Source organism: Burkholderia sp. BCC0044 (assembly GCF_902832955.1).
Lineage (GTDB): Bacteria > Pseudomonadota > Gammaproteobacteria > Burkholderiales > Burkholderiaceae > Burkholderia.
The window spans coordinates 732290-758511 of the sequence record NZ_CADFDO010000004.1; the positions used below are offsets into that span (position 1 = coordinate 732290).

At 66.4% G+C, this 26222-nt stretch carries 26 protein-coding genes and 1 pseudogene; 10 read left to right on the forward strand and 17 right to left on the reverse strand.

Features of this window, described 5'->3' with window-relative positions:
- Nucleotides 1–9: 9 nt before the first annotated feature.
- Nucleotides 10–816 carry an oxidoreductase gene (locus HWX14_RS26025; protein ID WP_175885216.1) on the forward strand — a complete coding sequence of 269 codons (807 nt, stop codon included), beginning with the start codon at nt 10–12 and terminating at the stop codon, nt 814–816.
- Nucleotides 817–924: 108 nt separating this feature from the next.
- Here the strand turns inward: HWX14_RS26025 and HWX14_RS26030 are convergent, their stop codons facing one another.
- The 8 genes from HWX14_RS26030 to HWX14_RS26065 form a co-directional block, all read right to left on the reverse strand.
- Nucleotides 925–2730, reverse strand: a complete 1806-nt coding sequence (locus HWX14_RS26030; protein ID WP_244130340.1) for a tannase/feruloyl esterase family alpha/beta hydrolase — start codon at nt 2728–2730, stop codon at nt 925–927.
- Between the two features lie 164 nt (nt 2731–2894).
- Nucleotides 2895–3293 carry a RidA family protein gene (locus HWX14_RS26035; RefSeq protein WP_175885217.1) on the reverse strand — a complete coding sequence of 133 codons (399 nt, stop codon included), beginning with the start codon at nt 3291–3293 and terminating at the stop codon, nt 2895–2897.
- Between the two features lie 108 nt (nt 3294–3401).
- Nucleotides 3402–4178: a benzoate diol dehydrogenase BenD gene (benD, locus tag HWX14_RS26040; protein ID WP_175885218.1), complete on the reverse strand. Its 777-nt coding sequence runs from the start codon at nt 4176–4178 to the stop codon at nt 3402–3404.
- Nucleotides 4175–5197 (reverse strand): benzoate 1,2-dioxygenase electron transfer component BenC, encoded by a 1023-nt coding sequence (gene benC, locus HWX14_RS26045; protein WP_175885219.1) that lies wholly within the window; start codon nt 5195–5197, stop codon nt 4175–4177. The genes benD and benC overlap by 4 nt, the downstream gene beginning before the upstream one ends.
- Nucleotides 5198–5236: 39 nt before the next feature.
- Nucleotides 5237–5725 (reverse strand): benzoate 1,2-dioxygenase small subunit, encoded by a 489-nt coding sequence (gene benB, locus HWX14_RS26050; RefSeq protein WP_175885220.1) that lies wholly within the window; start codon nt 5723–5725, stop codon nt 5237–5239.
- Nucleotides 5722–7080: a Rieske 2Fe-2S domain-containing protein gene (locus HWX14_RS26055; protein WP_175885221.1), complete on the reverse strand. Its 1359-nt coding sequence runs from the start codon at nt 7078–7080 to the stop codon at nt 5722–5724. The genes benB and HWX14_RS26055 overlap by 4 nt, the downstream gene beginning before the upstream one ends.
- A gap of 115 nt (nt 7081–7195) precedes the next feature.
- Nucleotides 7196–8146, reverse strand: coding sequence for a catechol 1,2-dioxygenase (gene catA, locus HWX14_RS26060; RefSeq protein ID WP_175885222.1), 951 nt, complete (start codon nt 8144–8146; stop codon nt 7196–7198).
- 504 nt (nt 8147–8650) lie between these two features.
- Nucleotides 8651–9145, reverse strand: a complete 495-nt coding sequence (locus HWX14_RS26065) for a GNAT family N-acetyltransferase (RefSeq protein WP_175885223.1) — start codon at nt 9143–9145, stop codon at nt 8651–8653.
- Nucleotides 9146–9462: 317 nt separating this feature from the next.
- On the opposite strand from HWX14_RS26065, the gene HWX14_RS26070 reads away from it, so the two are divergent.
- From HWX14_RS26070 to HWX14_RS26080, 3 genes are all read left to right on the forward strand, one after another.
- Nucleotides 9463–10932 carry a benzaldehyde dehydrogenase gene (locus HWX14_RS26070; RefSeq protein WP_175885224.1) on the forward strand — a complete coding sequence of 490 codons (1470 nt, stop codon included), beginning with the start codon at nt 9463–9465 and terminating at the stop codon, nt 10930–10932.
- 14 nt (nt 10933–10946) lie between these two features.
- Nucleotides 10947–12074, forward strand: coding sequence for an NAD(P)-dependent alcohol dehydrogenase (locus tag HWX14_RS26075; RefSeq protein ID WP_175885225.1), 1128 nt, complete (start codon nt 10947–10949; stop codon nt 12072–12074).
- Between the two features lie 170 nt (nt 12075–12244).
- Nucleotides 12245–13408, forward strand: coding sequence for a helix-turn-helix domain-containing protein (locus tag HWX14_RS26080; protein ID WP_244130370.1), 1164 nt, complete (start codon nt 12245–12247; stop codon nt 13406–13408).
- A gap of 219 nt (nt 13409–13627) precedes the next feature.
- Here the strand turns inward: HWX14_RS26080 and HWX14_RS26085 are convergent, their stop codons facing one another.
- On the reverse strand, nt 13628–14530 hold the full coding sequence (locus tag HWX14_RS26085) for a LysR family transcriptional regulator (protein WP_175885227.1): 903 nt from the start codon (nt 14528–14530) through the stop codon (nt 13628–13630).
- Between HWX14_RS26085 and HWX14_RS26090 the strand changes: the two genes are divergently transcribed.
- Entirely contained in the window at nt 14529–15470 is a 942-nt protein-coding gene (locus tag HWX14_RS26090; protein WP_244130341.1) for a glucose 1-dehydrogenase, read from the forward strand. The genes HWX14_RS26085 and HWX14_RS26090 overlap by 2 nt on opposite strands.
- Nucleotides 15471–15495: 25 nt before the next feature.
- Here HWX14_RS26090 and HWX14_RS26095 read toward each other — a convergent pair whose 3' ends face one another.
- Nucleotides 15496–16698, reverse strand: a complete 1203-nt coding sequence (locus HWX14_RS26095) for a sugar transporter (protein WP_175885228.1) — start codon at nt 16696–16698, stop codon at nt 15496–15498.
- A gap of 197 nt (nt 16699–16895) precedes the next feature.
- Between HWX14_RS26095 and HWX14_RS26100 the strand changes: the two genes are divergently transcribed.
- From HWX14_RS26100 to HWX14_RS26120, 5 genes are all read left to right on the forward strand, one after another.
- Nucleotides 16896–17570 carry an HAD family hydrolase gene (locus HWX14_RS26100; RefSeq protein ID WP_012336648.1) on the forward strand — a complete coding sequence of 225 codons (675 nt, stop codon included), beginning with the start codon at nt 16896–16898 and terminating at the stop codon, nt 17568–17570.
- A gap of 641 nt (nt 17571–18211) precedes the next feature.
- The gene (locus tag HWX14_RS26105) at nt 18212–19174 is read left to right on the forward strand and encodes a class I SAM-dependent methyltransferase (protein WP_175885229.1); all 963 of its coding nucleotides are present in this window, start codon (nt 18212–18214) and stop codon (nt 19172–19174) included.
- Between the two features lie 13 nt (nt 19175–19187).
- A complete protein-coding gene (locus HWX14_RS26110; RefSeq protein ID WP_175885230.1) occupies nt 19188–20282 on the forward strand; it encodes a methyltransferase type 12 in 1095 nt (364 codons plus the stop codon).
- A 12-nt stretch (nt 20283–20294) separates the two neighbouring features.
- Complete coding sequence (locus HWX14_RS26115) at nt 20295–21350, forward strand: Rieske 2Fe-2S domain-containing protein (RefSeq protein ID WP_175885231.1); 1056 nt, start codon at nt 20295–20297, stop codon at nt 21348–21350.
- Nucleotides 21347–22399 (forward strand): Rieske 2Fe-2S domain-containing protein, encoded by a 1053-nt coding sequence (locus HWX14_RS26120; RefSeq protein WP_175885232.1) that lies wholly within the window; start codon nt 21347–21349, stop codon nt 22397–22399. The genes HWX14_RS26115 and HWX14_RS26120 overlap by 4 nt, the downstream gene beginning before the upstream one ends.
- A gap of 35 nt (nt 22400–22434) precedes the next feature.
- Here HWX14_RS26120 and sdhB read toward each other — a convergent pair.
- The 7 genes and pseudogenes from sdhB to HWX14_RS26155 form a co-directional block, all read right to left on the reverse strand.
- Nucleotides 22435–22638, reverse strand: a pseudogene (gene sdhB, locus HWX14_RS26125) (succinate dehydrogenase iron-sulfur subunit); the annotation flags it as partial.
- 43 nt (nt 22639–22681) lie between these two features.
- Nucleotides 22682–22903, reverse strand: a complete 222-nt coding sequence (locus HWX14_RS26130) for a hypothetical protein (protein ID WP_124478963.1) — start codon at nt 22901–22903, stop codon at nt 22682–22684.
- Between the two features lie 149 nt (nt 22904–23052).
- On the reverse strand, nt 23053–24177 hold the full coding sequence (locus HWX14_RS26135; protein ID WP_175885233.1) for a putative zinc-binding metallopeptidase: 1125 nt from the start codon (nt 24175–24177) through the stop codon (nt 23053–23055).
- 31 nt (nt 24178–24208) lie between these two features.
- Nucleotides 24209–24691 carry a hemerythrin domain-containing protein gene (locus HWX14_RS26140; protein ID WP_175885576.1) on the reverse strand — a complete coding sequence of 161 codons (483 nt, stop codon included), beginning with the start codon at nt 24689–24691 and terminating at the stop codon, nt 24209–24211.
- Between the two features lie 282 nt (nt 24692–24973).
- A complete protein-coding gene (locus HWX14_RS26145) occupies nt 24974–25381 on the reverse strand; it encodes a hypothetical protein (RefSeq protein WP_244130342.1) in 408 nt (135 codons plus the stop codon).
- Nucleotides 25381–25752 (reverse strand): hypothetical protein, encoded by a 372-nt coding sequence (locus tag HWX14_RS26150; RefSeq protein WP_175885234.1) that lies wholly within the window; start codon nt 25750–25752, stop codon nt 25381–25383. Before HWX14_RS26150 ends, HWX14_RS26145 begins: the two co-directional genes overlap by 1 nt.
- A gap of 51 nt (nt 25753–25803) precedes the next feature.
- Nucleotides 25804–26052: a CsbD family protein gene (locus HWX14_RS26155; RefSeq protein WP_124702634.1), complete on the reverse strand. Its 249-nt coding sequence runs from the start codon at nt 26050–26052 to the stop codon at nt 25804–25806.
- Nucleotides 26053–26222: the final 170 nt, after the last annotated feature.

Consider the following 26222-nt stretch of genomic DNA (forward strand, 5'->3'; position numbering starts at 1 on the left):
GAAACAGCCATGTCGAACCCTACCGTTGTCGTCGTGACCGGCGTGTCTTCGGGCATCGGGCGCGCCGCCGCCGAGAAGTTCGCCAAACGCGGGTGCCGCGTGTTCGGCACCGTGCGCAGCATTGCGCGAACGGCGCCCGTCGCCGGCGTCGAGTTGATCGAGATGGACGTGCGCGACGATGCGTCCGTTCAATCCGGAATCCGTACGATCGTCGAGCGGGCCGCGCGTATCGACGTGCTCGTCAACAACGCGGGCACGAGCCTGATCGGCGCGGTGGAAGAAACGTCGATGGACGAAGCGACGGCATTGTTCGACACCAACGTGTTCAGCATCCTGCGCACGGTGCAGGCGGTGCTGCCGCACATGCGCGCACGCCGCAGCGGACGCATCGTCAACGTCAGTTCGGTGCTCGGGTTCTTGCCGGCGCCGTACATGGGACTCTATGCGGCGTCCAAGCATGCGGTCGAAGGGTTGACCGAAACGCTCGATCACGAGGTGCGGCAATTCGGCATTCGTGCCACCCTGGTCGAACCGTCGTTTACGCGGACCAATCTCGACGTCAATGCGCCGCTCGCGAACCTGAAGATCGCCGATTACGACCGCGAACGGACGCTTGCGTCGCGCGCGGTCGTCGACAACGTGAAAGCGGCGCCCGAGCCCGACGGCGTGGCCGCCACCATCGTCGATGCAGCGCTCGGCGCGTGGCGCATGCGACGCGCACCTTCGGGAGAGGCGTCTCTGCTGAGCAAATTGAGACGCTTCATGCCGGCGGGCCCGGTCGATTCGAGCCTGCGCAAGAAGTTCCGGCTCGCGTGACGCGGCAGGCCGAAAGCGTGCGGGTATCGGAACGACCGGGCCGCCGTGTCATCAAGGCGTTCAACACCCTCCTCGCGTATTCGCTTGCCGAACTCGGCGCACCGCCCGTCACTTGCACGAATAGTTCGCCGCGTCCCTGATCGACCCCGAACCGTTGTACGTCGCCTTCGTCGGATACATGCAGACAGGCTGGCTCGCGCTGCCGTCCGCCGACGTCAGCCTGATGCTGGCCGGCGCGTTGCCGTTCTCGACCCAGTTGACCAGCTGCGCATACAGGTCCTGTCGGTCCGCATGCGGCAGCGGCAGCGTATTGGCCGTTTGCGCCGGGCCGGCCGTACCGTTGACACCGCCATAGCCGCTGCAATGCCCCATGCCCGGCACCAGGAACAGCCGGTCGAACTGCTGTACGGCAGGAATACCGCCCATCCGGCTCGCCACGCGTTCGTAGTAGTGGATGCTGCCCGACGGCGTGATCAGCGGATCGGCAAGACCGTGGTAATGCAGCACCTTCGCACCGTGCTTCACGAGCCCCGACAGGTCCGGGTTATCTGTATTGATGTTGCCGAACGACGACTGCAGTGCGATCCCCTGGTCATAGGCGTTCGCAAGACCCGCAAAGCCGAGGCTCTTCCACTTGTTCGCGCCGTTGCCGGTCGCGTTCGTGAAGCTGGTGCCGGCGATGGTCGGGTCCTGCAGCTCCAGCGCGACCAGGTCGGTCGAGATGCTGAACGGTGACGATCCTGCCAGCGCGCCGGTGCCCGTGCCGCGCATCAGGCCGAACCACAGCTGGTTGCTCGCGAGCGACGTGGCCGTTCCGATGTCGGCCGCGGGGCTCGGCACCGAACCGTCGCGCGTCATCCCGTACCAGGTCTTGTTCATCGCGGTTGCCTGCGCGGCCGTCACGCACGCGGCCGTCGTGTTCGTGCCGGTGACAGCGCCGATCTTCACGCCCGAGCACAGCACGTTCGCGTCCTGGGTCGGATCGTAACGGCACCGGGCCGGGTCCATCAGGTAACCGAGATGCTGGCCGCCGACCGTGTCGCACGCGCTGACCGCCGCCCCCGACAGCAGCGACTGCTGCGCATCCGTCAACGTCGCGCCGCCGAGATCGACCTGCGCGACGACCTGCGGATACAGCTCGCCCGTAATGAACTTCGACCAGTTGAACGCAGGCGCGCCGTTCAGGTAGCCGTCGTAATCGGACGGATTGTTCTGCGCTTCGTTGTAACCCTGCCGGCCGCCGGTCGAGCAGCCGTCCCAGTACGCATACTTCTGCGGCGTCGCGTAGTACGCGGCGACCAGCGCCTTCGTCTTGAGCGCCAGTTCGTGCAGGCTGCGCTGCGCGAAGTCCGTCCACAACGTCGTGTTGATCGTGCCGTCCGGATTCATCGCGAACGATCCGTTCTGGATCGTGTGCCCGGTATCCGTCGTGCCGACCACCGCGCCCTCGGACGCCGCGATCGTCGCGGCGTTCGGCACGCCGCCGGCGCTCGCGACCTGTGTCGGATCGTCGTACGCACCGCCTTGCCAACCGCCGCCGCCGAGGTTGTGGATCCGGTGATTCCAGTTCGCCGGCGCCGGCAGCCAGATCTCCATGCCGATGCCCGCCGACGTCGACGGCGCGCCGGCCGGCCCCGCGTGACCGGGGCCGACGTTCAGCTTGACGAGACACAGGTCGCTACCGGCAACCGGCGTCGCGGACGTGGCGGCCGATGCATTCAGCACCAGCGGATCGCCGGCCTTGAACGACTTCACGGCGATGACGGTGGTGTTCGCGTCCGGCGCGAAGCGCTCCTTCATCGTCTGATCGCAGGTCAACGCGGCGTCGGCCGTGCCGCCTCCGGCATCCCGGACTTCGTTGTCGTTGCAACCGGACACCATCAGCACGCCGGCCGCGGATGCCGCGACAGCCATGCCGAAACACCATCCACCACGACGGGTTCTACCGTTGAGCATCGACGCCATTCCACCCCTCCGTTCTCTCTCGATTGATTTGCGTACAGGGAAAGCCAATGCACGCGCCAAAACCGCGGGCATCGCGTTGCACCGCGTGTCGGGCGGCTCATGCGCCGCCGCGACTAGGTCCGCAGCACCGCCACCGCCTTGATCTCGACGATGTAGCCCGGCGCGCCGCCGAGCATGTGCGCGCCGATCGCCGTCCACGCCGGCCGCGGATGCGCATGGAAATAGCGGTCGCGCACCTGCATGAACAGCGGCAGGTCGCGCATGTCGGTGTGGAAAGTCGTCAGGTCGACCACGTCGTCGAACGATGCGCCGGCCGCCTCCAGCACGAGCCTCAGGTTCTCGAACGCCTGCACGATTTGCGCTTCGCGATCCTCGACCAGTTGCATCGCCGCGTCGCGGCCGATCTGGCCGGATACATAGACGGTATCGCCGACCTTGATCGCCGGCGCATAGCCGATTTTTTCGTACACGGCCTCCATGCCGGCCGGGATGATCGCTTCGCGTTTGCTCATGAGTGTCTCCGTGGCCGGACTTGCCGCGCCGGCCGGTTACGTGATGGTCGTCGTGCGCCCGGCAGCGGCGCGTGCACCGTGAAGCAAGCCAATCGGCACGCGCGCCCTTCAACCCGTATCGCCACCCGCGACCGGCAGCACCGTACCGGTGATGTAGCTCGCCTCGTCCGACGCGAGGAACAGGATCGGCGCGATCTGCTCGTCGAGGCTGCCGTAGCGCTTGAAGTACGTCGAGTCGGTCACCTGTCGCACGGCTTCGCCCATCCACGCCTGCTCCTGCTCGGTGTCGCCGGCCGCATTGCGCGGCACGCGGCGCGGCGGCGCGCTGGTGCCGCCCGGTGCGGTCGCGACGACGCGGATGTTGTGTTCCGCGTACTCCATCGCGAGCGCCGACGTCAGTGCGTTCACGCCGCCCTTCGCAGCCGAATACGGCACGCGTCGAATGCCGCGCGTCGCGTTCGACGAGACGTTGACGATCGTGCCGCCGCCGCGCGCGATCAGGTGCGGCAGCACGGCGTGACACGCATAGAGCGTCGGCATCAGCGAGCGGCGGATTTCCGCGTCGATCTGCGCGGGCTCGAACTCGGCGAACGGGCGCATGCGAATCGCGCCGCCGACGCCGTTGATCAGGATGTCGATGCCGCCGAACCGCTGCACCGCATACGCGATTGCCGCGTGCGCGCCCTCATAGGTTTCGAGATCGGCGACGAAGCCTGCCGTCTCGCCACCGGTCGCCTCGGCCGCCACGTCGGCGACGAAATCCGCGCGATCGACGAACAGCACCTTGCCGCCCTCGGCGGCCGCGCGCAGCGCGACGCCGCGGCCGATGCCCTGCGCAGCGCCAGTGACGACGACGACCTTGCCGGAGAATCGTTGCATGGTCATGCCGCCTTTGCCGTGACGTTGGGGGTGAACTTCTCGTAGTGGAAGCTGTTCGGCTTCACGCCTGCGTCGTCGAAGTACTGGCGCACCGCATCGACCATCGGCGGCGGTCCGCACAGATACACGTCGACGTCGCCGTCGTTCAGCGCATCGGCCGGGATGTGCTGCGTGACCCAGCCCTTGCGTGCGTGATTCGATGCCGAATCGGCAACGACCGTCGCGAAACTGAAGTTCGGCAGCTTCGCCGCGAGCGCTTCGATTACGTCGACCAGCACCAGATCGAGATCGCGCGTGACGCCGTAGATCAGGTGCACCTTCTGCTGCGAGCCGCTGCGCGCCAGCACTTCAAGCATCGACAGGAACGGCGCGAGGCCCGTGCCGCCGGCGAGGAACAGCAGCGGCCGCTGCACGTCGCGCAGATAGAAGCTGCCGAGCGGCCCATGCAGTTCGAGCGTGTCGCCCAGCCGCGCCGATTCGAGCCACGTGCTCATCACGCCGCCGGGAATCTTCTTGATCAGGAATCCGACCTTCGCGTCGCCCGGCGCGGACGAGAACGAATACGAGCGATGCTGCCCGCTGCCCGGCACGCCGATGTTCACGTACTGGCCCGGCAGGAACGCCGGCGCACTCGCGCCGACATCGAGTTCGAGCACGACCGCCGCATCGTTGTGCTGCTCGACCTTCGTGACCGTCGCGGCAAAACTGCTCTGCCCCGTCTTGCAGGCGACCGACGACGTCGGCACCGCAATCACGCAATCGCTTTGCGGCACCATCTGGCAGGTCAGCACGAGGCCGCCGTCCTTTTCGTCCTCGGTCAGCGCATCGTCGATGTAGTCGTCGCCGAGGTCGTAGCGACCGCTTTCGGCGCGGCACTTGCAGGTGCCGCACACGCCGTCGGAGCAATCCATCGGCAGGTTGATCTTCGCGCGGAAGGCCGCGTCGAGCACCTTCTCGCCGGCCTTGCAGTCGATGAAGCGGGTCACCCCGTCCTCGAAATTCAGTGCAATCTTGTAGCTGGACATCGCGTCACCTCCACTTCCTTTCATGGCAAACCAACGGCATCAGACGTGATAGACGTCGAGCACCTGCCGGATGTAGTCGTTCTTCAGCACGATCTTCTTGTGCGAAATCAGCAGCGCGTCGCCCGCGCGCCGCAACGTGACGAACATCGTGCCGAAGAAGTGATCGGTCACGCGGTAACGGTGGTTCAGCGTGTGGAAGTTGTAGCGCACGTCGACCTCGTCGTCGCGTTCGGCCAGCACCTCGACGTTCGTCACGTTGTGGCTGGTGCGCGGCTCGGGCGTCGATGCGCCGCTGCGCTCGGTCTTGATCCGGAACACGCGATCCTCGAGGCCGCCGCGATCCGCGTAATACATCAGCGAGATCTGGCTGCGCGGATCGTCGGTCGGCCGGTCGTCGTCGTCCCATGCGGGCATCCAGTACGTGACGTCCTCCGTGTAGCAGGTGAGCCACGCGTCCCACTCGCGATCGTCGAGCAGGCGCGCTTCGCGATACAGCGCCGCGCAAATCGTCCGGTAATCGAAGCTCATGCCGCCACCTCCCCGCGTTCCTTCTTCAGCGCATCGCGCATCACGTGCACCCAGTGTTCGTGCTGACACACGAACAGCCCTTCGTCCTCGCTGCGCTCGCCGGAAATGCGCGGGTTCAGCCCCATCTTCTTCGCGTTCTCGTCCGGCCCGTCGATCCACAGCGGCGCGCCGCGCGACAGGTCGTTCCACATCGCCGAGATGCCTGCATAGCCGGCCTGGCACGCGCGGAATTCTTCCAGGTCGTCGGCCGTGCCCATGCCGGTCACGTTGAAGAAATCCTCGTACTGGCGAATCCGCGTCGTGCGGTCCGCGTGGCTCTCGCCCTTCGGCGCGAAGCAGAAGATCGTGACCTCGGTCTTGTCGACGCCGAGCGGCCGCACCACGCGAATCTGCGTGCTGAACTGGTCCATCAGGAACACGTTCGGGTACACGCACAGGTTGCGCGTCTGGTTCACGATGAAATCGGCCTGCACGTCGCCGACGCGCGCCTTGATCTCGTCACGATGCTGGTACACGGGACGTACTTCCGGGTTCATCGTCTGGGTCCACAGCAGGATGTGGCCGTTGTCGAAGCCGTACACGCCCGCGACCGACTTGCTCCAACTGTTCGCGTCGACGGCCTTGGTGCCGTCCTCCTTGCGGCGGCCCATCGTCGCCGCATAGTTCCAGTGCACGGTGCTCACGTGATAGCCGTCGCAACCGTTCTCCATCTGCATTTTCCAGTTGCCTTCGTAGATGTAGGACGAGCTGCCGCGCAGCACTTCGAGCCCGTTCGGCGCCTGGTCGACGATCTGGTCGATGATCACGCGCACCTCGCCGAGGTAATCCTCGAGCGGCAGCACGTCGGCGTTGAGGCTGCCGAACAGGAAGCCGCGATAGTTCGCGAAGCGCGCGACCTTCTTCAGGTCGTGCGAGCCGTGCGTGTTGAACTGCACCGGATACTCGGTCGTCTTCTCGTCCTTCACCTTCAGCAGCTTGCCGGTGTTCGAGAAGGTCCAGCCGTGGAACGGGCACGTGAAGCTGCCCTTGTTGCCGTGCTTGCGGCGGCACAGCATCGCGCCCTTGTGCGCGCACGCATTGATGACCGCGTGCAGCTCGCCGGTCTTGTCGCGCGTGATGACGATCGGCTGACGGCCGATCCACGTCGTGTAGTAATCGTTGTTGTCCGGAATCTGGCTTTCGTGCGCCAGGTACACCCAGTTGCCCTCGAAGATGTGCTTCATCTCGAGCTCGTACAGTTGCGCGTTCGTGAAGATGTCGCGGCGGCAGCGGAAGATGCCGGCCGCCTTGTCATCCTGCACGGCGGTTTCCAGCAGGTGATCCAGTTCGGTGGGGTGGTCGGTCGTGACGGACATGATGGCTCCTCCCATGCGCGTGCCGCGTCCTGCAAGCACGCTCGCATCGGTATCGGTTGAAACTCGGGGAACCGGCCGGCACGGCGGCGCACGCGCGCCGCCGTGCCGCCGGCGGTTATGCGGTGGCGGACGCGCGCAGGCGTTCGACGATCTGGTTGTCCTTGCCCTGCACGCGCGGCGTCAAGACGAAGTTGAATTCGATGTCCTGGTACGCGTCGGTTTTCATCCCGAGTGCGGTGCCGCCGGTCTTTTCGGTCACGGGCGGGATCAGTTCCTCGCGCGTCGCATACGCGAAGTCATCCCAGATCAGCGGATCGCCGGCGATGTTGAACTGCGTCGTCAGTTTGCGATGGCCGTCGCTGGTCACGAAGAAGTGCACGTGAGCGGGACGGTTGCCGTGGCGGCCGAGACGGTTCAGCAACTGCTGCGTCGCGCCCTGCGGCGGGCAGCCGTAGCCGACCGGCATCAGCGTGCGGAATTCGTACTTACCGTCGGCGCCCGTCTTCACCGCGCCGCGCAGGTTGAAGTCGCTCTGCTTGCCGGTCGGGTCGAAGTGCGAATAGAAGCCGTGCGAATTCGCGTGCCAGCATTCGACCAACGCGCCGGCGATCGGCTTGCCGTCCAGATCCTTCACCGTGCCGTGGATCACGAGCGGGCCTGCGCCTTCGTCCGCGTCGAGGTCGATCTTCGCGACGCCGTCGCGCACCGGTGCGCCCGCCACGTACAGCGGCCCCTCGATCGTGCGCGGCGTGCCGCCGTCGAGGCCGATCGCCTTGTCCTCGGCGTCCATCCGGACGTCGAGATACTTCTCGAGACCGAGGCCGGCCGCGAGCAGCGCTGCTTCGCCATCCTGACCGAGCTTGTTCAGATAGTTGACGCCGGCCCACACTTCGTCGGGCGTGATGTCGAGATCGTCGATCGCCTTGAACAGGTCGCCGAGCAGGCGCAGCACGATCTGCTGTGTACGTGCGTCGCCGTTCGTGTCATTTCCGCCTTTCCCGCCCGCGTTCGATGCGGCCTTCAGCAGATCCTGCACTTCCCGGGTATCGAAAACCTTGACGCTCATGATGGTGTCTCCGTGTGTATTTGGGGGTGACGGTCTTTGCCTGACTCGATTACCGCGCGACTTTCGTTTGCCGGTCGCGGGCGCGAGGCACGCATCGATCGCGAGCTGCATCGCTTCCGGGCGACATGGGGCGCGCTGCGTGGGGCTGTTCATGGAACGGATTTATACGCGGCGGGGAAACGGAGCGTCCAATACTTTTGGTTCGGTTTTTTGATACCTGGTGGGTATCGAAACCGTGCTTTAGATCGCCAATATTGCATTGCACCATACCTGTTTTAGCTAGGTATGCGGGCTGGGAGGCTTGCTGGAGCGCGATCGCGCGAATGCGGAATATCGCTGGGGAAGGATGCGGTGCGGCGGGTTTCGGCAGCGGGAAAACCGGCCGAAACCAGCGGCCTGCCGAGTCGATCAGGGTTTTCCTGATGGGAAAACGGTGCGCTGGCCGTCCGGCCTCCGGCTTCGGCGTCGGTTTCCGCGAATGATCGGAAGGAATCGGGTAGGTCGCTATCCAATTGGGCGCTGCATGACGATGAGATCTCCGGTAAATCTCGGACTGCTCGCGCGTCGAATCTCCTCGAAACCCTCGCGCTGCCAGAACGCATAGGCACGAGGATTGGTTGAAACGACTGCAAGTTGTGCGGCGCGATAGCCCCACTCGCCCGCCATCTCGATCAACAGGTTTAAAGCGGTCTTTCCAAAGCCTCGCCCCTGATCCGCTTCGGTGAAAAGCATCAGGCCGATCCATATGCAGTCATCCGTTGGATACGAACGAATCACATCTGCGCAACCGATCATCTCGCGTTCGATAAAGAATCCGAAGACTGATTTTTGTGCCGCATTCGTGCCCACCGGCTTGCCGAAGAAGAAATCGTCGACATCTTCCGTCGAGGGGGAGCGACCTTCAACGAGTTCCGCGTACGAAGGTGCTTCAGTGAAGACGCGCAAGACGTTTGCCCAGTCGCTGGCGGATTCACTGGTAAGCGGGAGCACTGTGAGCATCGGGTACCCGAACGAAATGGAAAATTCGATTCTAGGCGGGTCAATTCGGCAGCGGTGCATTGCACCGTCGCCGCGAACGTCCGTGTGCGGGAGAGTTGAGCGCTCTTCAGGATCGGCGCCAGGCGTGCGGCCCAAATCCGCCCGCCAACTGTTCAATTTCCGCACACCGAATCGCGAACGCCTCCCAATCCACGCGCCTCCCGCGCGTGGGAAAAAACCCGGATACCCCCGCCTCTCGGCCCTCGCCTACCCTCGCGCGCATGCCGGTCGATGCTCACGCAACGATCCGGCCGATCCGAATTTCCCCAGGAGCGCACATGAATAGCAACACCCCCGCACTGTTCGACACCGACGTCTGGCGCGGCAAGACCTTCAACGGACGCTGGCACACAACCCCACACGCCGCCGACGTGATCGAACCCGCAACCGGCAACACGCTCGGCCGCATCGGTCTCGCCGACGCCGCGGCCATGGCCGAAGCATCGGCCGCCGCCCACCGCGCCCAGCCCGCCTGGTTCGCGCTGCCCTACGACGAGCGTGCAGCCGTCCTGCGCCGCGCGGCGGCCGTCGCCGAAACGCACTTCGATTCGATCGTCGACTGGCTCGTGCGCGAAAGCGGCTCGACGCGTGCGAAGGCGGCATTCGAAACGTCCGTCACGATCAAGGCGCTGCACGAAGCAGCCGGGCTGCCGTCGCGCGCGGCCGGCGAAGTGCTGCCGTCGGCGGCCGGCCGGCTGTCGCTCGCGCGCCGCCGCCCGCGCGGCGTGGTCGGCGTGATCTCGCCGTTCAATTTCCCGCTGTACCTCGCGATACGCGCGGTCGCGCCGGCGCTCGCGCTCGGCAACGCGGTCGTGCTGAAGCCCGATCCGCGCACCGCCGTGTGCGGCGGCGTCGCGATCGCCCGCGTGTTCGAGCTCGCCGGCCTGCCCGAAGGCGTGCTGCACGTGCTGCCGGGCGACGGCGCGGCCGGCGCGGCGCTGGTCGCCGATCCGCACGTCGCGATGATCCAGTTCACCGGCTCCACCGCGGCCGGGCGCAAGGTCGGCGAAGCGGCGGGCCGCCATCTGAAGAAGGTATCGCTCGAACTCGGCGGCAAGAACTCGCTGATCGTGCTCGACGATGCGGACCTCGACCGCGCGGTCGCGAACACCGCGTGGGGTGCGTATCTGCATCAAGGCCAGATCTGCATGGCGACCGGCCGCGTGCTCGTGCAGCGCGCGATTCACGACCGCTTCGTCGCGAAGCTCGTCGAGAAGGCGCAAAGCCTGCGCGTCGGCGACCCGGCCACCGGCGACGTCGGCCTCGGCCCGCTGATCAACGCCGCGCAACGCGACCATGCGGCGAGCGTGGTCGATGCGGCGCGGCGCGCGGGCGCGCGCGTCGAGACGGGCGGCGGCCATCGCGGCCTGTTCTTCGAGCCGACCGTGCTGAGCGGCGTCGCGCCGGGCAATCCGGCGTTCGACGAGGAGATTTTCGGGCCGGTCGCGATCGTCGTGCCGTTCGATACCGACGAAGACGCGATCGCACTCGCGAACCGGACCGAATACGGGCTGTCGATGGCGATCCTGTCCGCCGACGTCGGCCGCGCGCTGAGGATCGGCGAGCGGTTGAACACGGGGCTGCTGCACATCAACGACCAGACGGTCAACGACGAAGTGATCAACCCGTTCGGCGGCGTCGGCGCATCGGGCAATGGCTCGAGCATCGGCGGTGCGGCAAACTGGGAGGAATTCACGCAGTGGCAGTGGCTGACGATCAAGGGCGAAGCGCCGCCGTATCCGATTTGACGAGGAGACCGACCATGTACACCGAACACGACACACGCGCCGTCACCGCGGCCGTCGCGCGCTCCGCGAGCGCGCCCTTCTCGATCGAAGCGGCCCGGATCCGCGCGCCGCGCGGCGACGAGGTGCTGGTGCGCGTCGTCGCGACCGGCCTGTGCCATACCGACCTGATCGTGCGCGACCAGTACTATCCGGTGCCGCTGCCGGCCGTGCTCGGTCACGAAGGCGCCGGCGTGGTCGAGGCGGTCGGCCCGAACGTGAAGACGCTCGCGGCCGGCGATCACGTCGTGCTGACCTACGGCGCGTGCGGCCATTGCGCGTCGTGCGTCGGCGGTCACGGCGCGTATTGCCGGCAGTTCTTCGCGCTGAATTTCGGCGGCGCCGACGCCGACGGGCAGACGGCCATCCGCGACGAAGCCGGCCAACCGCTGCACGATCATTTCTTCGCGCAGTCGTCGTTCGCGAGCTACGCGCTCGCGCGCGAGAACAACGCGATCAAGGTGCCGAAGGAAGCGCCGCTCGAACTGCTCGGCCCGCTCGGCTGCGGGATCCAGACCGGCGCGGGCGCGGTGATCAATTCGCTCGCGGTGCGCACGGGCAGCAGCTTCGCGAGCTTCGGCGCGGGCGCGGTCGGGATGAGCGCGGTGATGGCCGCGCGCATCGCCGGCGCGACGACGATCATCGCGGTCGACATCGTGCCGTCGCGGCTCGCGCTGGCGCTCGAGCTCGGCGCGACGCACGCGCTCAACAGCAAGGAAGTCGACGTGGCCGACGCGATCCGTGAGATCACCGGCGGCGGCGTCGACTACGCGCTCGAATCGACCGGGCTGCCGGCCGTGCTGTCGCAAGGAATCGACGCGCTCGGCTCGCGCGGCACGATGGGCGTGGTCGGCGCGCCGAAGCTCGGTACGAAAGCCGAATTCGACGTAAACAGCCTGCTGCTCGGCGGCCACACGATCCGCGGCATCGTCGAAGGCGACAGCGTGCCGCAGACGTTCATTCCGCAGCTCGTGCAGCTGTATCTGCAAGGGCGGTTCCCGTTCGACCGGCTGGTGAAGTTCTATCCGCTCGACCAGATCAACCAGGCGGCGGAAGACAGCAGCAAGGGCCTTACGCTCAAGCCGATCCTGCGGCTGCCGCATTGAGCGCGCGGGCGCCGCGCGTGCCGCCGACGCCCCGCGGCGGCACGCGACGACGCCCTGGTCGGGGAGGAAAATGCCGCATTCCGGGCACCGGGCTATATTACGCATTCGCTCGACACGCCGGCGCGGCACGCGCGCCCGGACATTCGACCCACATGGAGCGCAGCGTGAACATGGCCCCTGAATTCCCTGCACGGCCGGTCGACCTGGACCGGCTCCGCGCCCGCTTCGCCGCGGGCGAGCCGCTGCCGGAAACGGCGTTGCCGGCCAGCGTCGCGCGCTCCTGGCTGCGTTCGCGCGACGCCGGGCTACGTCCATGGCAGACCGCCCGCTATGAAATGCAGCGCGAACCCGACGAATCGCGCGCGGACCGGCGGCTCTATCGCTGCGTCGCGCAGGAGATCGAGCCGCTGTGGGCTGCATTCGGCGGCAGCGAATGGGCGATCATGTGCGTCAATCCGCACGGCACGATCGTCCATGCGCGCCGCAGCCCGCAATGCGACGACGCGCTGCTGACGCCGATCGTCGCCGGGCGCCGGATCGTCGAGCCGAACATCGGCACGACCGCGCCGAGCTGCGTGATTCACGACGGCGCCGAGGCCGTCGTCGCAGGCGCGCAGCATTATCTCGACGAGTTGTCGCGGGTGTTCTGTCTCGCGGTGCCGCTGGTCGGCTTCGACGGCGAAGTGATCGGCGCGCTCGACATCACCGGCATCGGCCGGCGCAACGTCGTGCAGTTGCGCGAACAGTTCCGGCACGCGGCGCTGTCCGCCGAGCAGCGGCTGTATGCGCTGCTGCGCGACTGCCATCTGCTGCAGGTCCAGCATGACGCGCGCTGGCTCGGCACGCCGCTCGCCGGCGTCATCGCGCTCGACGAAGCGGGCCGCGTGCGCGCGGTGAGCCGCCTGGCCCGCCAGATGCTCGACCTCGCGCCTACCGGGCCGGTCGCGCCGGTCGATCTCCGCCAACTGTTTCCCGGCGCGACGCCCGCGCAGCAGCGCCGTTTGCTGACACCGGCGCGCACGCCGCAGCGGATCTCGCGCGACGATGGTAGCCACGTATGGGTGCGCACCGTGCGTGCGCCGCTCGACCGGGCGACGATGGCGCGCCACGCCGACGTGCTCGAAGACGCCGCCGACGTGTGCAACGTCACGTCGGCCGCCGGCCCGCAGGCGAGCCTGCACGAACAGTCGCTCGATGCGATCCGGCGGACGCTCGCCGAGCACGACGGCAATGTGTCGGCGGCCGCGCGGCAACTCGGCATTTCACGCACGACGCTGTATGCGAAGCTCAGGCAACTCGATGCGGCGGGGATCGGGTACGACGGGTCGCATTGACGTTTCGGGGTGAAGCGAGCCGTGTGGCGATGGCGCCAAGTCACTGCCCTCCGCTGATGCAACCGAAATGCCAGCGATCCCTGCCGCGAACGCATCGACCACGGCCGCCAAAGGTGCCGATCCACGGCGGCCCAAAATCGCCCGGGATCAACGATACGGGTGCGTCGGCACCATGATGACGCCGCCGTGTGTCGGCCCACGGCGCAGCCGCCGCGATCCCTACTCCCGCCACGTCGCCTCCGCGAGCTTCGCCACCAGTTCGTCGTACACCACCCGGATACGCCTGGGCATCGGCCCGCGCCGCGGCCGATAGACGTGCAACTTCCACGGCTCGGGCTCGATGCTCGGCAACACCCGCACGAGACGCCCCTTTTTGACATACGGCCGGACCAGATATTCCGAGCACTGACCCAGCCCCACCCCTGCGCACACGGCGTCGATCTCCACCTCGGCGTCGTCCGTCAGGTAAGCCGGCGACGCCGGCACGAACTGGTGCTCGCCGCGAAACATCCACGGCCACGGCCGCCCGCTTGTGCGATCGATCAGGCACGTCACCGGCATCGCTTCGAGCGCCTTGCGGTTTTTCGGCTCGCCCAGCCGCCTGATCAGCGACGGCGCGGCCACCACCCACATCGGCAACGGCCCGACCACGCGCGCGACGAAGCGGTTATCGCCGATCGCGCCGACGCGCACGCCGATGTCGATCTGCTCGTCAACCACCGGCGACGGCACGTCGGACAGCCGCAAATCGGGCACGAGCCCCGGATACCGCTGCATGAGGCCGGTGAGGATCGGCTGCACGTAATGTCGGCCCATGCCCGACGGCGCGGTGATCCGGACGACGCCGGCCGGCTCGTCGCGCTGGCCGGCGGCAGGCCCGAACAGCCCGTCGACGGCGGCCAGCGCGCCCTGCGCGTCGCGCGCGAACGACTGGCCGAACGCGGTGATCCGGATGCTGCGGGTCGTCCGGTGAAACAGCGTTTCGCCGAGCATCTCCTCCAGCTCGCGCACCGCGCGCGTGACGACCTGCGGCGACACGCCGAGCCGCGCGGCCGCGTCGCGAAACGTCGGCGCCGCGGCGGCCGCGGAAAAGATCTTCAGAAGGTCGAGCCGGTTGAGCATGGGAAGCCTCGATGTCACGCGTGAAGAAGCGATTTTAATTCCTTATAGAGGAATTCTGAATGCGCCATTGTTCCATTTTCTTGCCGCCGCCGAGCGACCACAATGCGCTTCAGACGTCGCTTCGCTTCGACGCAACGGATCAACCATCACGGAGAAATGCACCATGAACGCAAGCACGCACGCTGCCCCGCTCGCAGGCCGCATCGCGGTAATCACGGGCGCCAGTTCCGGCATCGGCCGCGCCTCGGCGATCGAACTCGCGCGGCGCGGCGCGAAGGTCGTCGTCAGCGCCCGACGCAAGGCCGAACTCGACCGACTGGTCGACGAGATCGCGACCACAGGCGGCAACGCAACAGCCTTTGCCGCGGATGTCGCGAACGAAGCCGATCTGCGCAAGCTGTTCGATTTCACGGTGTCGACCCACGGACGCCTCGACATCGCGTTCAACAATGCGGGCACCGAAGGCGTGTTCGCGCCGCTGCTCGAGCAGGACGCGGCAAGCTACGACCGCGTGTTCGAACCGAACGTGCGCGGCGTATTCAATTCGATGAAGTTCGCGGCCGACATCATGCTGCGCCAGGGCAGCGGCAGCATCATCAACAATGCGTCGATGGGCGGCGTCATCGGCTTCGAGCATGCGTCGGTGTATATCGTGAGCAAGCACGCGGTGATCGGGATGACGAAGACGGCTTCGATCGAATGGTTCAAACGCGGCGTGCGCGTCAACGCGCTGTGCCCGGGGCTGATCGATACGCCGTTCCATCAGCGCGGCATCTGGCCGTCGGAGGACGCACGGCTCGCCTTTGCCGCGTCGACGCCGGCCGGCCGCTGGGCGTCGGCCGAAGAAATGGCGACGATCGTCGCGTTCCTCGCGTCGGACGATTCCAGCTATGTGTCGGGGCACGCGCTCGTGGCCGACGGCGGCTATTCGGTCGCGTGATCCACCGGGCGGGAGCAGCGCGGCTTCAACGCGCGGGGGCCACGGCCGCCGCTTCCCGTTTCGCATGCAGCCGCAACGCGAGCCACGCGATCCCGCCCGCGAAGATCGCGACCACGCCGCCGAACGTGCCGATCCACGGCAGGCCGAAGTCGCCCGCGATATGGTTGCCGAGCAGCGCGCCGGCGCCGATCCCGACGTTGTACAGCCCGGAGTAGATCGACACGGCGAGGTCGGTCGCCTCCGGCGCGAGCTTCAGCACCCAAGCCTGCATCGCCAGCCCGAAACAGACGATCGCGCCGCCCCACACCAGCGTGTGCACGGACAGCGTGACGATGTTCAGCGCGCACGGGAACAGGATCAGCAGGCAACCCGACAGCGCGACGATCGACGCGAGCAGGAAATCGTCGGGCCGGTGCGGATAGACGCGATTGAAGCAGACCGCGGCCGGCAGGCCGGCGACGCCGAACAGGATCAGCACGTACGTGATCCGGCTGTTGCTCGCATGGTTCACGCTCTGCACGAACGGTTCGATGTACGTGTACGACGTGAAGTGCGCGGACACGACCAGCACGGTGATCGCGTACAGCGCGACCAGCGCCGGCTTGCGCAGGAACACGCCGATGCTGCTCAGCGACCCGGCGCCCTGGCTCGGCAGCAACGGCAACGTGGCGCGCAGCAACAGCAGCGTGACGCCCGCCGCGCCCGCGATGATCAGGAACGTGATCCGCCAGCCGAACGCCTCGCCGATCACGCGGCCGAGCGGAATGCCGGCCACCATCGCGATCGCCGAGCCCATCGCGATCAGGCTGAGCGCCCGGCTTTTGCGGTCGCTCGGCGCGAGCCGCACCGCGAGCGGGATCGAAATCGACCAGAACACCGCATGCGCGCACGCGATGCCGAGCCGGCCGATCATCAGCACCGTGAAATTCCACGCGAAACCGGTCACGACATGGCTGCCGACGAACACCAGCAGCGCCACGCTCAATAGCTTGCGGCGCTCGACGTGCCGCGTGACGAAGGTCAGCGGCAGCGACACGACCGCGACGGCCCACGCGTAGATCGTCAGCATCAGCCCGACGGCCGTCGGCTGCATCTGCAGGCTGTCGCCGATCGCGCTCAGCAGCGCGACGGGCACGAATTCGGTGGTGTTGAAGATGAAGGCGGAGAGCGCCAGGGCCAGAACGCCCCACCACGATTGTTCGGAACTGACGGCGTCGGGGGTTGCCATACGGGGATTCGACGAAGGTTGGGCGCGCGGGCGGCCCGCCCGGCGCATCGGCGCGATTGTACCAGCGCCGTTCGACACGCCGCCGCCGGGCGCGGCGCGTGCGCGGGACATGGCGGTGACACGGCCGCGCGCCGATAATGTGACGAATTGGGTTTTGCCGACGATTTGCCCGGACGCTACCGGACCAGGAGATTCACATGCGCATTGAAACGTCATTTCTGTTCGATCTCGACGGCACGCTCGTCGACAGCGTCTATCAGCACGTCCTCGCGTGGAAGGAAGCGCTCGATGCCGAAGGCATCGAACTGTCGGTGTGGCGCATCCATCGCAAGATCGGGATGAGCGGCGGCTTGTTCCTGAACCAGTTGCTGCGCGAGACGGCCGGCGACATCGACGCCGATCGCGTCGAACGGCTCGCACGACTGCATGCGGCCGCGTACCAGCGGCTGCGCGCGCAGGTCCGGCCGCTGCCGGGCGCGCGCGAGTTGCTCGCCGCGCTGTCGAACGCCGGCATTCGCTGGGCGATCGCGACCAGCGGGCGGATGGAAACCGCGGCGATCAATCTCGAAGCGCTCGGCGTCGATCCGGCGAAGAACGTGGTCGTCACGCGCGATCAGGTGAAATATGCGAAGCCGGACCCGGACCTGTTCCTGACCGCCGCCGCGAAACTGAACGTGCCGATCGAGCATACGGTGGTGGTCGGCGACAGCATCTGGGACATGCTCGCCGCCGCCCGCTGCCGTGCGCTCGGTGTCGGGCTGCTGGCGGGCGGCTATGGCAGCGACGAGCTGGAACGCGCGGGCGCGCTGCGGGTGTATGACGATCCGGCGGATTTGCTGTGGCACCTCGATGAGGTGGCTGCACGGCCGTAGGCGCCGCTCCACCGCGCCCGGTCCGCTCCTGCGGGAGCGGGCATTTCAGTCGAGCTTGACGTCATGCGGCCGCCCGGCCTCGTCCGGCCGCGCAGCCGCGCGCACGATCGTTCGCGGCGCGGCGCGGCTGCTTTTTTGATGCATCGAATCGAAACAATTCCCGCCGCCATTGACAATCACGATTTAAATATTTTCACCGGTCCTTTTTTCCCGTGATTTTAAAACAAACGGGAAGATTCTTGAAAAATCGAATCGCCTCTCATATAACAAATACACTTTGCTTCCGGTTCACGATCGCAGCATTCGAATCGTGAAAACGCGAGCGACATACGGAGCCGAACCGCCCAGCCGGCGCAACCCCTCGTCGCCAGAAGTCCCGCGCGTGATATGGGGTCTGCATCGCGATATTGCGTCACGGCGCTCTTTCCGCCATTTATTCGGGGTCTTATAAATGCGCACGGATCTTTCGCCTTCATAACGCTTCGACAGAAGCATTACATCGATTTATCCGGTAGCACGATCGCACGTACGGCGGGCGCGGAGTATTTTCGCGCCGGCGTTTCGTGATGGCGTGCGCTGCCGCTCGATCGGCGGGCATTGTTTTGTCCGGTTTGACGGAAATGGACGACGCGAGGATTTCGATGAATCAGATCAGCGAACAGGCAATCGCCGAAATACGCGCGCCGCACCGGGCGCCCGCCCTGCCTATCCGTGTGCTGCATGGCGAGACGGTGAGCGACTACGAACGGAAAGTGCAGACGACCTACGCCGGCAGTCCGGACGACTGGCGCAAGGCGATCGGCGAGTACCTGTTGTTCCAGTTCGGCGTTTACGACGATCCGCGCTCCACGCCGCCGATCTCGCTCGATGAATCGGGCATTCGCTACTTCGAACGCCAGCTTCACCTCGCCGGCTTCGACGGCCCCGTTCCCGCCCGGGTCGAACGCATTCTCGACATCGGCTGCGGCTGGGGCTATATCCTCAAGTATCTGGCTGGCCGCTTCCCCGGCTGCATGCGCCTCGATGGTGTCAACGTCAGTCGCGAACAGCTCGACTACTGCGCACGCTTTCATGCGCTGCACGGGCTCGCGGGACGCATCAACCTGTATCAGTGCAACGCACAGGACGTCGATCGACTGCCCGACCCCGCGACACCGTACGATCTCGTGATCATTCGCGGCGTGATCTCGCATTTCCCGAACGCGCTGTACGAAAAGGCGATGCGTGCGCTGCATGCGCGTGTGCGCAGTGGCGGCTCGGTGGTCATCTCGGACAATCTGTACAACGTCGCACTGAGCGAATACGAGTCCGACACGCCCGACGAGGTCGACCGGATCGCGTGCAAGCACCGGAAGACGCCCGACTATTTCAGGCAGGTGCTGATCGACGCCGGGTTCACTATCCGCGACATGCGCGTGCTGCCGTCGAACATCGACGTCGCGCGCTGGCTGATGGATGCCAAGGCCAACATCGACCGCCATTTTCCGCACCGCGCGCCGGACACGCTGGAAGAATTGCGGGTGCTCGCCGAAAACTGGTCCGTCGCGCTGATCAAGAACAAGGTGTCGACCTACAGCATCGTCGCGGTCAAACCGGACGCGTGAGCCGGAGAGCCGCATGCAAGCCTCCGGAACGCCCCGCGCCTTGAGCGCGCCGCCCAGCGAGACGCAAACGCTGGTACTGCCGCTGCCGCGTCTGTCGCTGCCCGTCGCACGGCACCCGCAGCACGAAGCAGTCGAGCAGCAACTCGCGATCGACGACTATCCGTACATCCTGCAGCACTATCGCAGCGACGCAGCGGCACGCCGTTTTCTCGCGCAGCGCATTCCCGCGTATGGCAGCCTGTGCTACCCGAATGCGCGGCCCGATCGCGTGTACGCGGTCCACCGCATGATGCACGTCACGACGCTGATGGACGACGCCTTCACGCATCTGGCGCGCACCGGCGACCAGGCGGGGCTCGACGCGTTGCGCGATCATTGCCTCGCGGCCGTCGACGGCACGCCGCCGCCGGCCGATGCGCCCGCCGCGCGACTGCTGCACGACACGGTGCGCTCGATGCGCACAGGGCGCGACGCGCGCCCGGCGTTTTGGCAGCGGTTCGTCGAATGCGTCCGCGCACAGATCCGCACACAGGCCGATCCAACGGCGACCGACGCATCGCGCCTGTCGCTCGCCGACTATCTGGCGTTTCGCCGGGTCGAAGGCTTCGGCCACTGGATCACGCTGCTCACCGAATACGCGCTCGACATCGACATGGGTCGGCGCCTCGCGCAACACGCGGCGCTGGCCGACGCGCGGGACAGGACGATCGATTCGGTGATCCTCGTCAACGACCTGTTTTCGTTTCGCAAGGAACGATCCGCGCACGAGCGATTCAACGCCGTCTGGATCCTGATGCGCGTCGAGCAGTTGAACGTTCAGGCGGCGCTCGACCGGCTCGCGGCACTCTGCACGTCGAACGAGCGCCGCCTGATCGCCGCGCGCGAAACGGTCGCGACCGGCGTGCTGGCGGGAGACGCCGACACGCAGGCCTACGTGACGGAGCTGGGCTACATGAGTGCGGGCAACGCGGAATTTCATGCGTTCAGCACCCGCTACCACGGCGACGATCTCGGCGGCGGCCGCTTCGCCGGCGGCGAAGTCGCGATGACGGCGCTGCCGACGCTCGAGGAAATCGCGGCGGCGGACCGGCATGCTTCGCCGCGCTGACTGGAGACGCGCATGCACGCACCGATCCCTGTTGTGCCCGAACCCGCCGCCGCTTCTCGACATCGCTACCCGGACGGCTGGTTCGCGCTGGCCTACAGCCGCGACGTCAAACGCGGCACACTGGTCGTCACGCGTTTCATGGGCGAGGACGTCGTGCTGTATCGAACGGCCTCGGGCCTGATTCGCGCGGTCGCGCCGCATTGCCCGCACCTCGGCGCGCATCTCGGGCACGGCGGCGTCGTGCGCGGCGAGGAGATCGTGTGCCCGTTCCATCACCTCGCGTTCGCGCCGGACGGCACCTGCGTGCGCGCCGGGCGGGACGGCAAGCCGCCCGCCGCCACGCTGCGGCAGCGTCACGTGCTCGAATGGAACGGCCTCGTGCTCGCGTGGCAGGACCGGGCGGGGGTTCCGCCGGCGTGGTCGCTGCCCGAACTCGACCTCGACGGCTATTCGCGGCCGCGCGGCGCGTGCCACACGCTGAACGGCAACCTGCAGAATCCGGCCGAGAACGGCGTCGACGTCAACCATTTCAGCCCGGTGCACGGGTGGTCGAATCCGGTGCTCGAGCCGCCGCAAGCCGACGGCCACCGGATGACGATGCGCTCGACGCTCGTGCTGCTCGGGCAACGGCTGCTGCTGGACATCACGATGCACGGCCTGGGCTGCATGGCCGCGCGCATGGAACTGCCGGACCTCGGGCTGCACGCGCGGGTCGTGCTGTTCCCGACGCAGATCGAACCCGATCGCTGGACGTGCCGGGAATTCGTTGCGCTGCGCGTCGAACGCGCGTCGGCGTGGCCGTCGCCGCTGCGCCGGGCCGTGCACGAGATACTCGTGAGCGCCGCGTACCGGTTGTGGTTCGTGCCGCAATTCAAGCGCGACCTGCGCATCTGGGATCACCGCGACTACGACGCGCGCCCGACGTTGATGGCGGGCGAGATGCCGATCATGACGTTCCGGCGCTGGGCCGCGCAGTTCTATCCGGCTGCCGACGGCGACGCGCCCGACGCGCAACACGGCCCCGTGCCGGCGGCCGTCGCACACACCGATCGGGAATTCGCGCGATGACTGCCATGCCGATGCAGGAGCACACGGTGAATGCAGCCGGCCCCGTCGACGAAACCACCCCGCTGCCCTATCCGGACGGATGGTTCGCGCTGTGTTTCAGCCGCGAGCTGAAGCGCGGCACCGTGCTCACGACGCCTTTCATGGGACGCGATGTCGTGCTGTACCGGACGGCATCGGGCGTCGCGTGCGCGGTCGATGCGTATTGCCCGCACCAGGGCGCGCATCTCGGCCACGGCGGCACAGTCGATGGCGAGCGGATCGTCTGTCCGTTCCATCACTACGCGTACGGCCCCGACGGCCGGCGCATCACCGCCGGCTGCACGAAGGGCGGGCAAGCGCTGACGCTTCGCACCCGGCAAGTGCGGGAGTGGAACGGCTTCGTGTTCGTGTGGCAGAACGCCGACGGCCTCGCGCCGACTTGGGAGCTGCCCGAAGTGGACATGACCGGCTTCTCGGCACCTGTCGGCCAAGCTTTCACGCTGCGCGGCGTGATGCAGAACCTGCCGGAAAACGGCTACGACCTCGAGCATTTCGGTGCGCTGCATCGCTGGAAGGACATGAAGCCGCATGCGCCGGTGATCGACGGCCCGCGCATTTCGATGCAGGTGGACATGGCATGGAAGAACATCAAATGGAGCACGCTGATCGGCGTCCATGGCCTCGGTTGCGTGTCGTCCGACCATGAAATGAAGACGATCGGCCTCGAAGCGAAGATCTTCGCGTGCGGCGTGCAGATCGCGCCGCTGCGCTGGACCTTCCGGGACGGTATTTCGTTCCGCTTTTCGTGGCTGTCGAAGTGGCCGGCCCCGTTGCAGCGAATCGTCTACGCCGCGCTCGGCCGGTTGCTGCACCGACTGTGGCTGGTGCCGGTGTTCAAGGAAGACATCATGGTGTGGAGCAATCGCGACTACACGGGCTACGGGACACCGGTCGCAGGCGACGGGCCGTACCCGGTGTTTCAGCGATGGGCGCGGCAGTTCTATCCGGGCGGCGATCGGGCGGCGGCGCAGCGGCGCGGCGCGCATGTCGATGCGTTCGCGGGGAAATAGCGGGAGCCGGCGGTTCCGCCTCGGGATGCTCTGCACTAAACCGTGCGCCTGACCAACATCGTCCGAATCTCCGAAATCGCCTTCGTCGGAATCAGCCCCTTAGAGCACACGTCCGTGCAGTTCATGATCGTCCGGCAGCGGAACAGTCGATACGGATCCTCGAGATCGTCGAGCCGCTCGGCCGTCGCGAGATCGCGCGAATCGGCGATGAACCGGTACGCCTGCAACAACCCAGCCGGAACGAAAGAGCGGCAGCAGGCTGCGGCCGCTCTTCCCGCCGCGTCACTGCGAGGCGGCGGCCGCCGCGCTCGCTTCTTTCGCTTTCTTCGCCGCGTGGTGGTGGCCAAGCGCACATCCGGCCGCCGCACCGACCGCGCCGTGATGGCCGGCGACATGCCCGGCTACCCCACCCACGGCCGCGCCCTTCAGGCACCCAGCCGCCTGAACCGATAGGGAAACGGCCGACAACGCGACGCACACCATTGCGATCGAGAGGAATTTCATGCGGAATTCTCCTGGAAAAAACGACGTGCCCGTGCAGGCCGATCCTGCGTGAAAGCACTCACCGTCTGTACGAAAGACTTGCGACATGCACGACCCGCATGCCGGAAATTCGTATTCGAACCGTTTCGGTTCCCGCCGCGCCCGGACGTTTACCGCACGCCACCCGGCTCCACCCCACTCCCCGCCGCATAGGCGACGAGCGACGGCTGGGCAGCCGCCGCGTCACCCGACGCGGCCACGACATCGTGCACGAAGCGCAGTTTCGCGACGACGGCGGGCGCCAGCACGAACGGATAGGCGTCCGGCGTCCCCATGCTGCGGTTCAGGCTGTTCAGCGCGTAGGTCAGCGGGAACCAGCGCCGCATCAGGCTGCTGAAGCTCGCTTCGTCGACCGACGTCTGGTCGGCCAGCGCCGGCAGGCTCGCGTCGTCGGGGGCAAGCACGAGCCCGCATGCGGTCGCGGTATCGAGCGTATCGACGATATGCAGGTAATGCGCCCACGTCTCGGCCCAGTCTTCCCACGGATGCATCGTCGCGTACTCGCTGACGTACGCGCTCTCCCAGCCCGAGGGTTCGTTATTGGCATAGTGTGCGTCGAGCGCCGCCTGGTAATCGGCACGCTCGTCGCCGAAACAGGCGCGAAACGGCTCGATCCAGCGGCTGCCTCGCACGAGACGGTCGAAGTAGTAGTGCCCGATTTCATGCCGGAAATGGCCGAGCAAGGTGCGATAAGGTTCGCGCATGTCCGTGCGGATCCGCTCCCGCTTCGCGTCGTCTGCTTCGTCGAGGTTCACCGTGATGAGGCCGTTCGCATGGCCGGTCATGACGACCTCGGTATCGGTCGATGCCTTGAACGCGAAGCCCATTCCACGCGCCGGCTGCTGCACGCGCGACTCCACCGGCAAGCCCAGCACGACGAGCGTGTATAGCAGCCGTCGCTTCGCTGCCTCGAGACGGAACCACAGCAGCCGGTTGTCGGGAGACGACAGGTTCGGGATCGTCTCGGTGAGCACGCACGCGCGGCAGAGCGCGTCGTCGCTTTCCGCCGGAATCATCCAGTTGCAAACATGCTCCACGGCGTAGTTCGCGCATTGCCGATAGCGTTTCCCGGGCATGGCCGCGTGCAGGCTACGCCATGTTCCGTCGCCAGCGGGCTCGAACGCGCCGACTTCGCCAACGTCCGGCAGATAGCCGAGCAGTGCATCGCAGCGCTCGCACTTCACGTTCTCGAAGAACACCAGTTGCGAACATCGTCCGCAGTGGAAGGTTTTCATGATGTGCCGTCCGGGTAGAAGATTACATCGCTCAGCGCGGGCGCCGGCCGACCGGCCGCTCTTCGTCCGCCAGCCGCACGTGCATGCGCCGATAGTCGTTCCGGTATCGCCTCGCAAGCGTCGACTTGTCCGTATCGCTCAGGATTTTTCCGGATATCTGAAAGAAGATCTTTTCCTCTTCTTTCAGGTGCTCGTGCAGTTCTTCAGACAGTTTCCTGGCAGTTGCCAGCCAGCCGCGCGAGCCGGGGTCGCGGCCGCGCAGATTGTCGACGATCTCGTCCATCCGGTGATGATCGGCAAGTGCATCGCGCGACGGATGAAGCCCGCGGTCGTCCATCAGGATCGGCGCATAGAGAAAGCGCTCCTCGGCGGCCTCGTGCGCGCCCAGTTCGATGCGCAGTTGTTCGAACAGCATGCCGCGATCGGGGCCCGGCTTCGACCGCAATAGCCGGCGCATCAATGCGCGCTGGATCTGATGACTTTCGCGCAGTGCATCGAAGATCGTTTCGGACATGCAGGACTCTCCCGGGTGATCGGCCTTCGGCGCATCGCGCCGTAGACCCGACATAGTTACAAGACCGGGTGCCTCGCCGACAGTTGCAAATGCACTAGTGCGTATCCACGCCACCTGCGCCCTTCGACAATCCATGTGCAATTGGCAACGGCACTCGACATCGCGCTACCCCGCAGCATGGACGGAAAGACGAGCATTCCGCGCGCTTTCAGCCAACGATACGGGTGGCCCTCTCGCAGAATCAGGCCGCGCGATTGAACGCGCGGATCACGGACAGCGGGATCACGGCACCGATGACTCGATCGACGATGCTGCGGCAGGAGGGCCGCGCGTTGCCTCGCCGGGCGCGTCAAGCCAGGCCCGCCTCGGCCCGAACGCCTGCCGCACGATATCGCGGGTCATCCGACCGATCAATGCGACCAGGCCGGCGCGCACCGCCGTCGCCACGAGGCGTCGCGGCCCGAGGGCCGCCAGACCCACCAGCGCCACGGCAATACTGATGCCGGTCGAGCCGTACAGAGTCGGCAGGCTCGCCGACGGATGTCTGGCCCGGACGCGGGCAGACGACTGCTGCGTCGTGTCGATCACATGGCTCGACGCGGACAATTCCGCGCGTGTTGCCGCCATGCGCGCCAGCAGGACACGCCGCTGCAATTCGAGCGACTGGCGGTCGGATGCGCGTTGCGTCATTACACACTCTCCCGGACGGTGCGGATGTCGCGCTGCAGCTCCTCGCTCAGAACGGAAAACGTGCCGTGCTCGTCACGCGTGCGTACCACGAAGAACGCGCCGATGGACGCGAGCACCCAGAATCCCGCGACAGCCCATGCGACCTCGATCAGGTAACGCGTGTTCGCCGCGCTGACGATCGCTGCCACGCACACGAATGCGAGCCCGAACATCACGCTCAGTCCCAGCAGGGCATACAGGATCAGGTCGCGCATGAAGCGCTTCCGGGCGAGGCCGAGTTCGAGGGCGGCGAGATTCGCATAATCGGTCAGGCGTGCGACCGAAAATTGCGCGACGTGCGACCACTTCCCCAGTCTTGAAAGCAAAGCCATGACATGCTCCGATGCGAACTTGTCCCGGTTTCGACGAACCATCCGTGCCGATCAGCGCTTCGACCACATGGCGCCGATGATGAAACTCACTGCAGCGACGGCCGCCAGCGCGGCAACGGGGTTGTTCGCGGTGACGTCGCGGAGCTGTTCGAGCGCCTCGCCATAGGATTGCTGAACCTTGCCGGCCACTTGGCGCGCCTTTCCATCGAGTTCCATGCGGCTATCGCCGATCGCTTCGCCTACGGCCTCCTGCGCCTTGCCTGCCAGATTGCGTGCCGCGCCTTCCGTTCTTTCAAACATGATCGACTCTCCATTCAATCGAGTTGTCCGACTGCCTGCACACCCATCGATCTCGCGATAGATCGATCCGATGCTCGCGGCTCAGTATAGGGACATGCTTAGGTGGCCGATCATGTTCAAATGCACCGAGAAAACTAGTGCATTTGGATGGGAAAGCGGCGGTCAGCGCG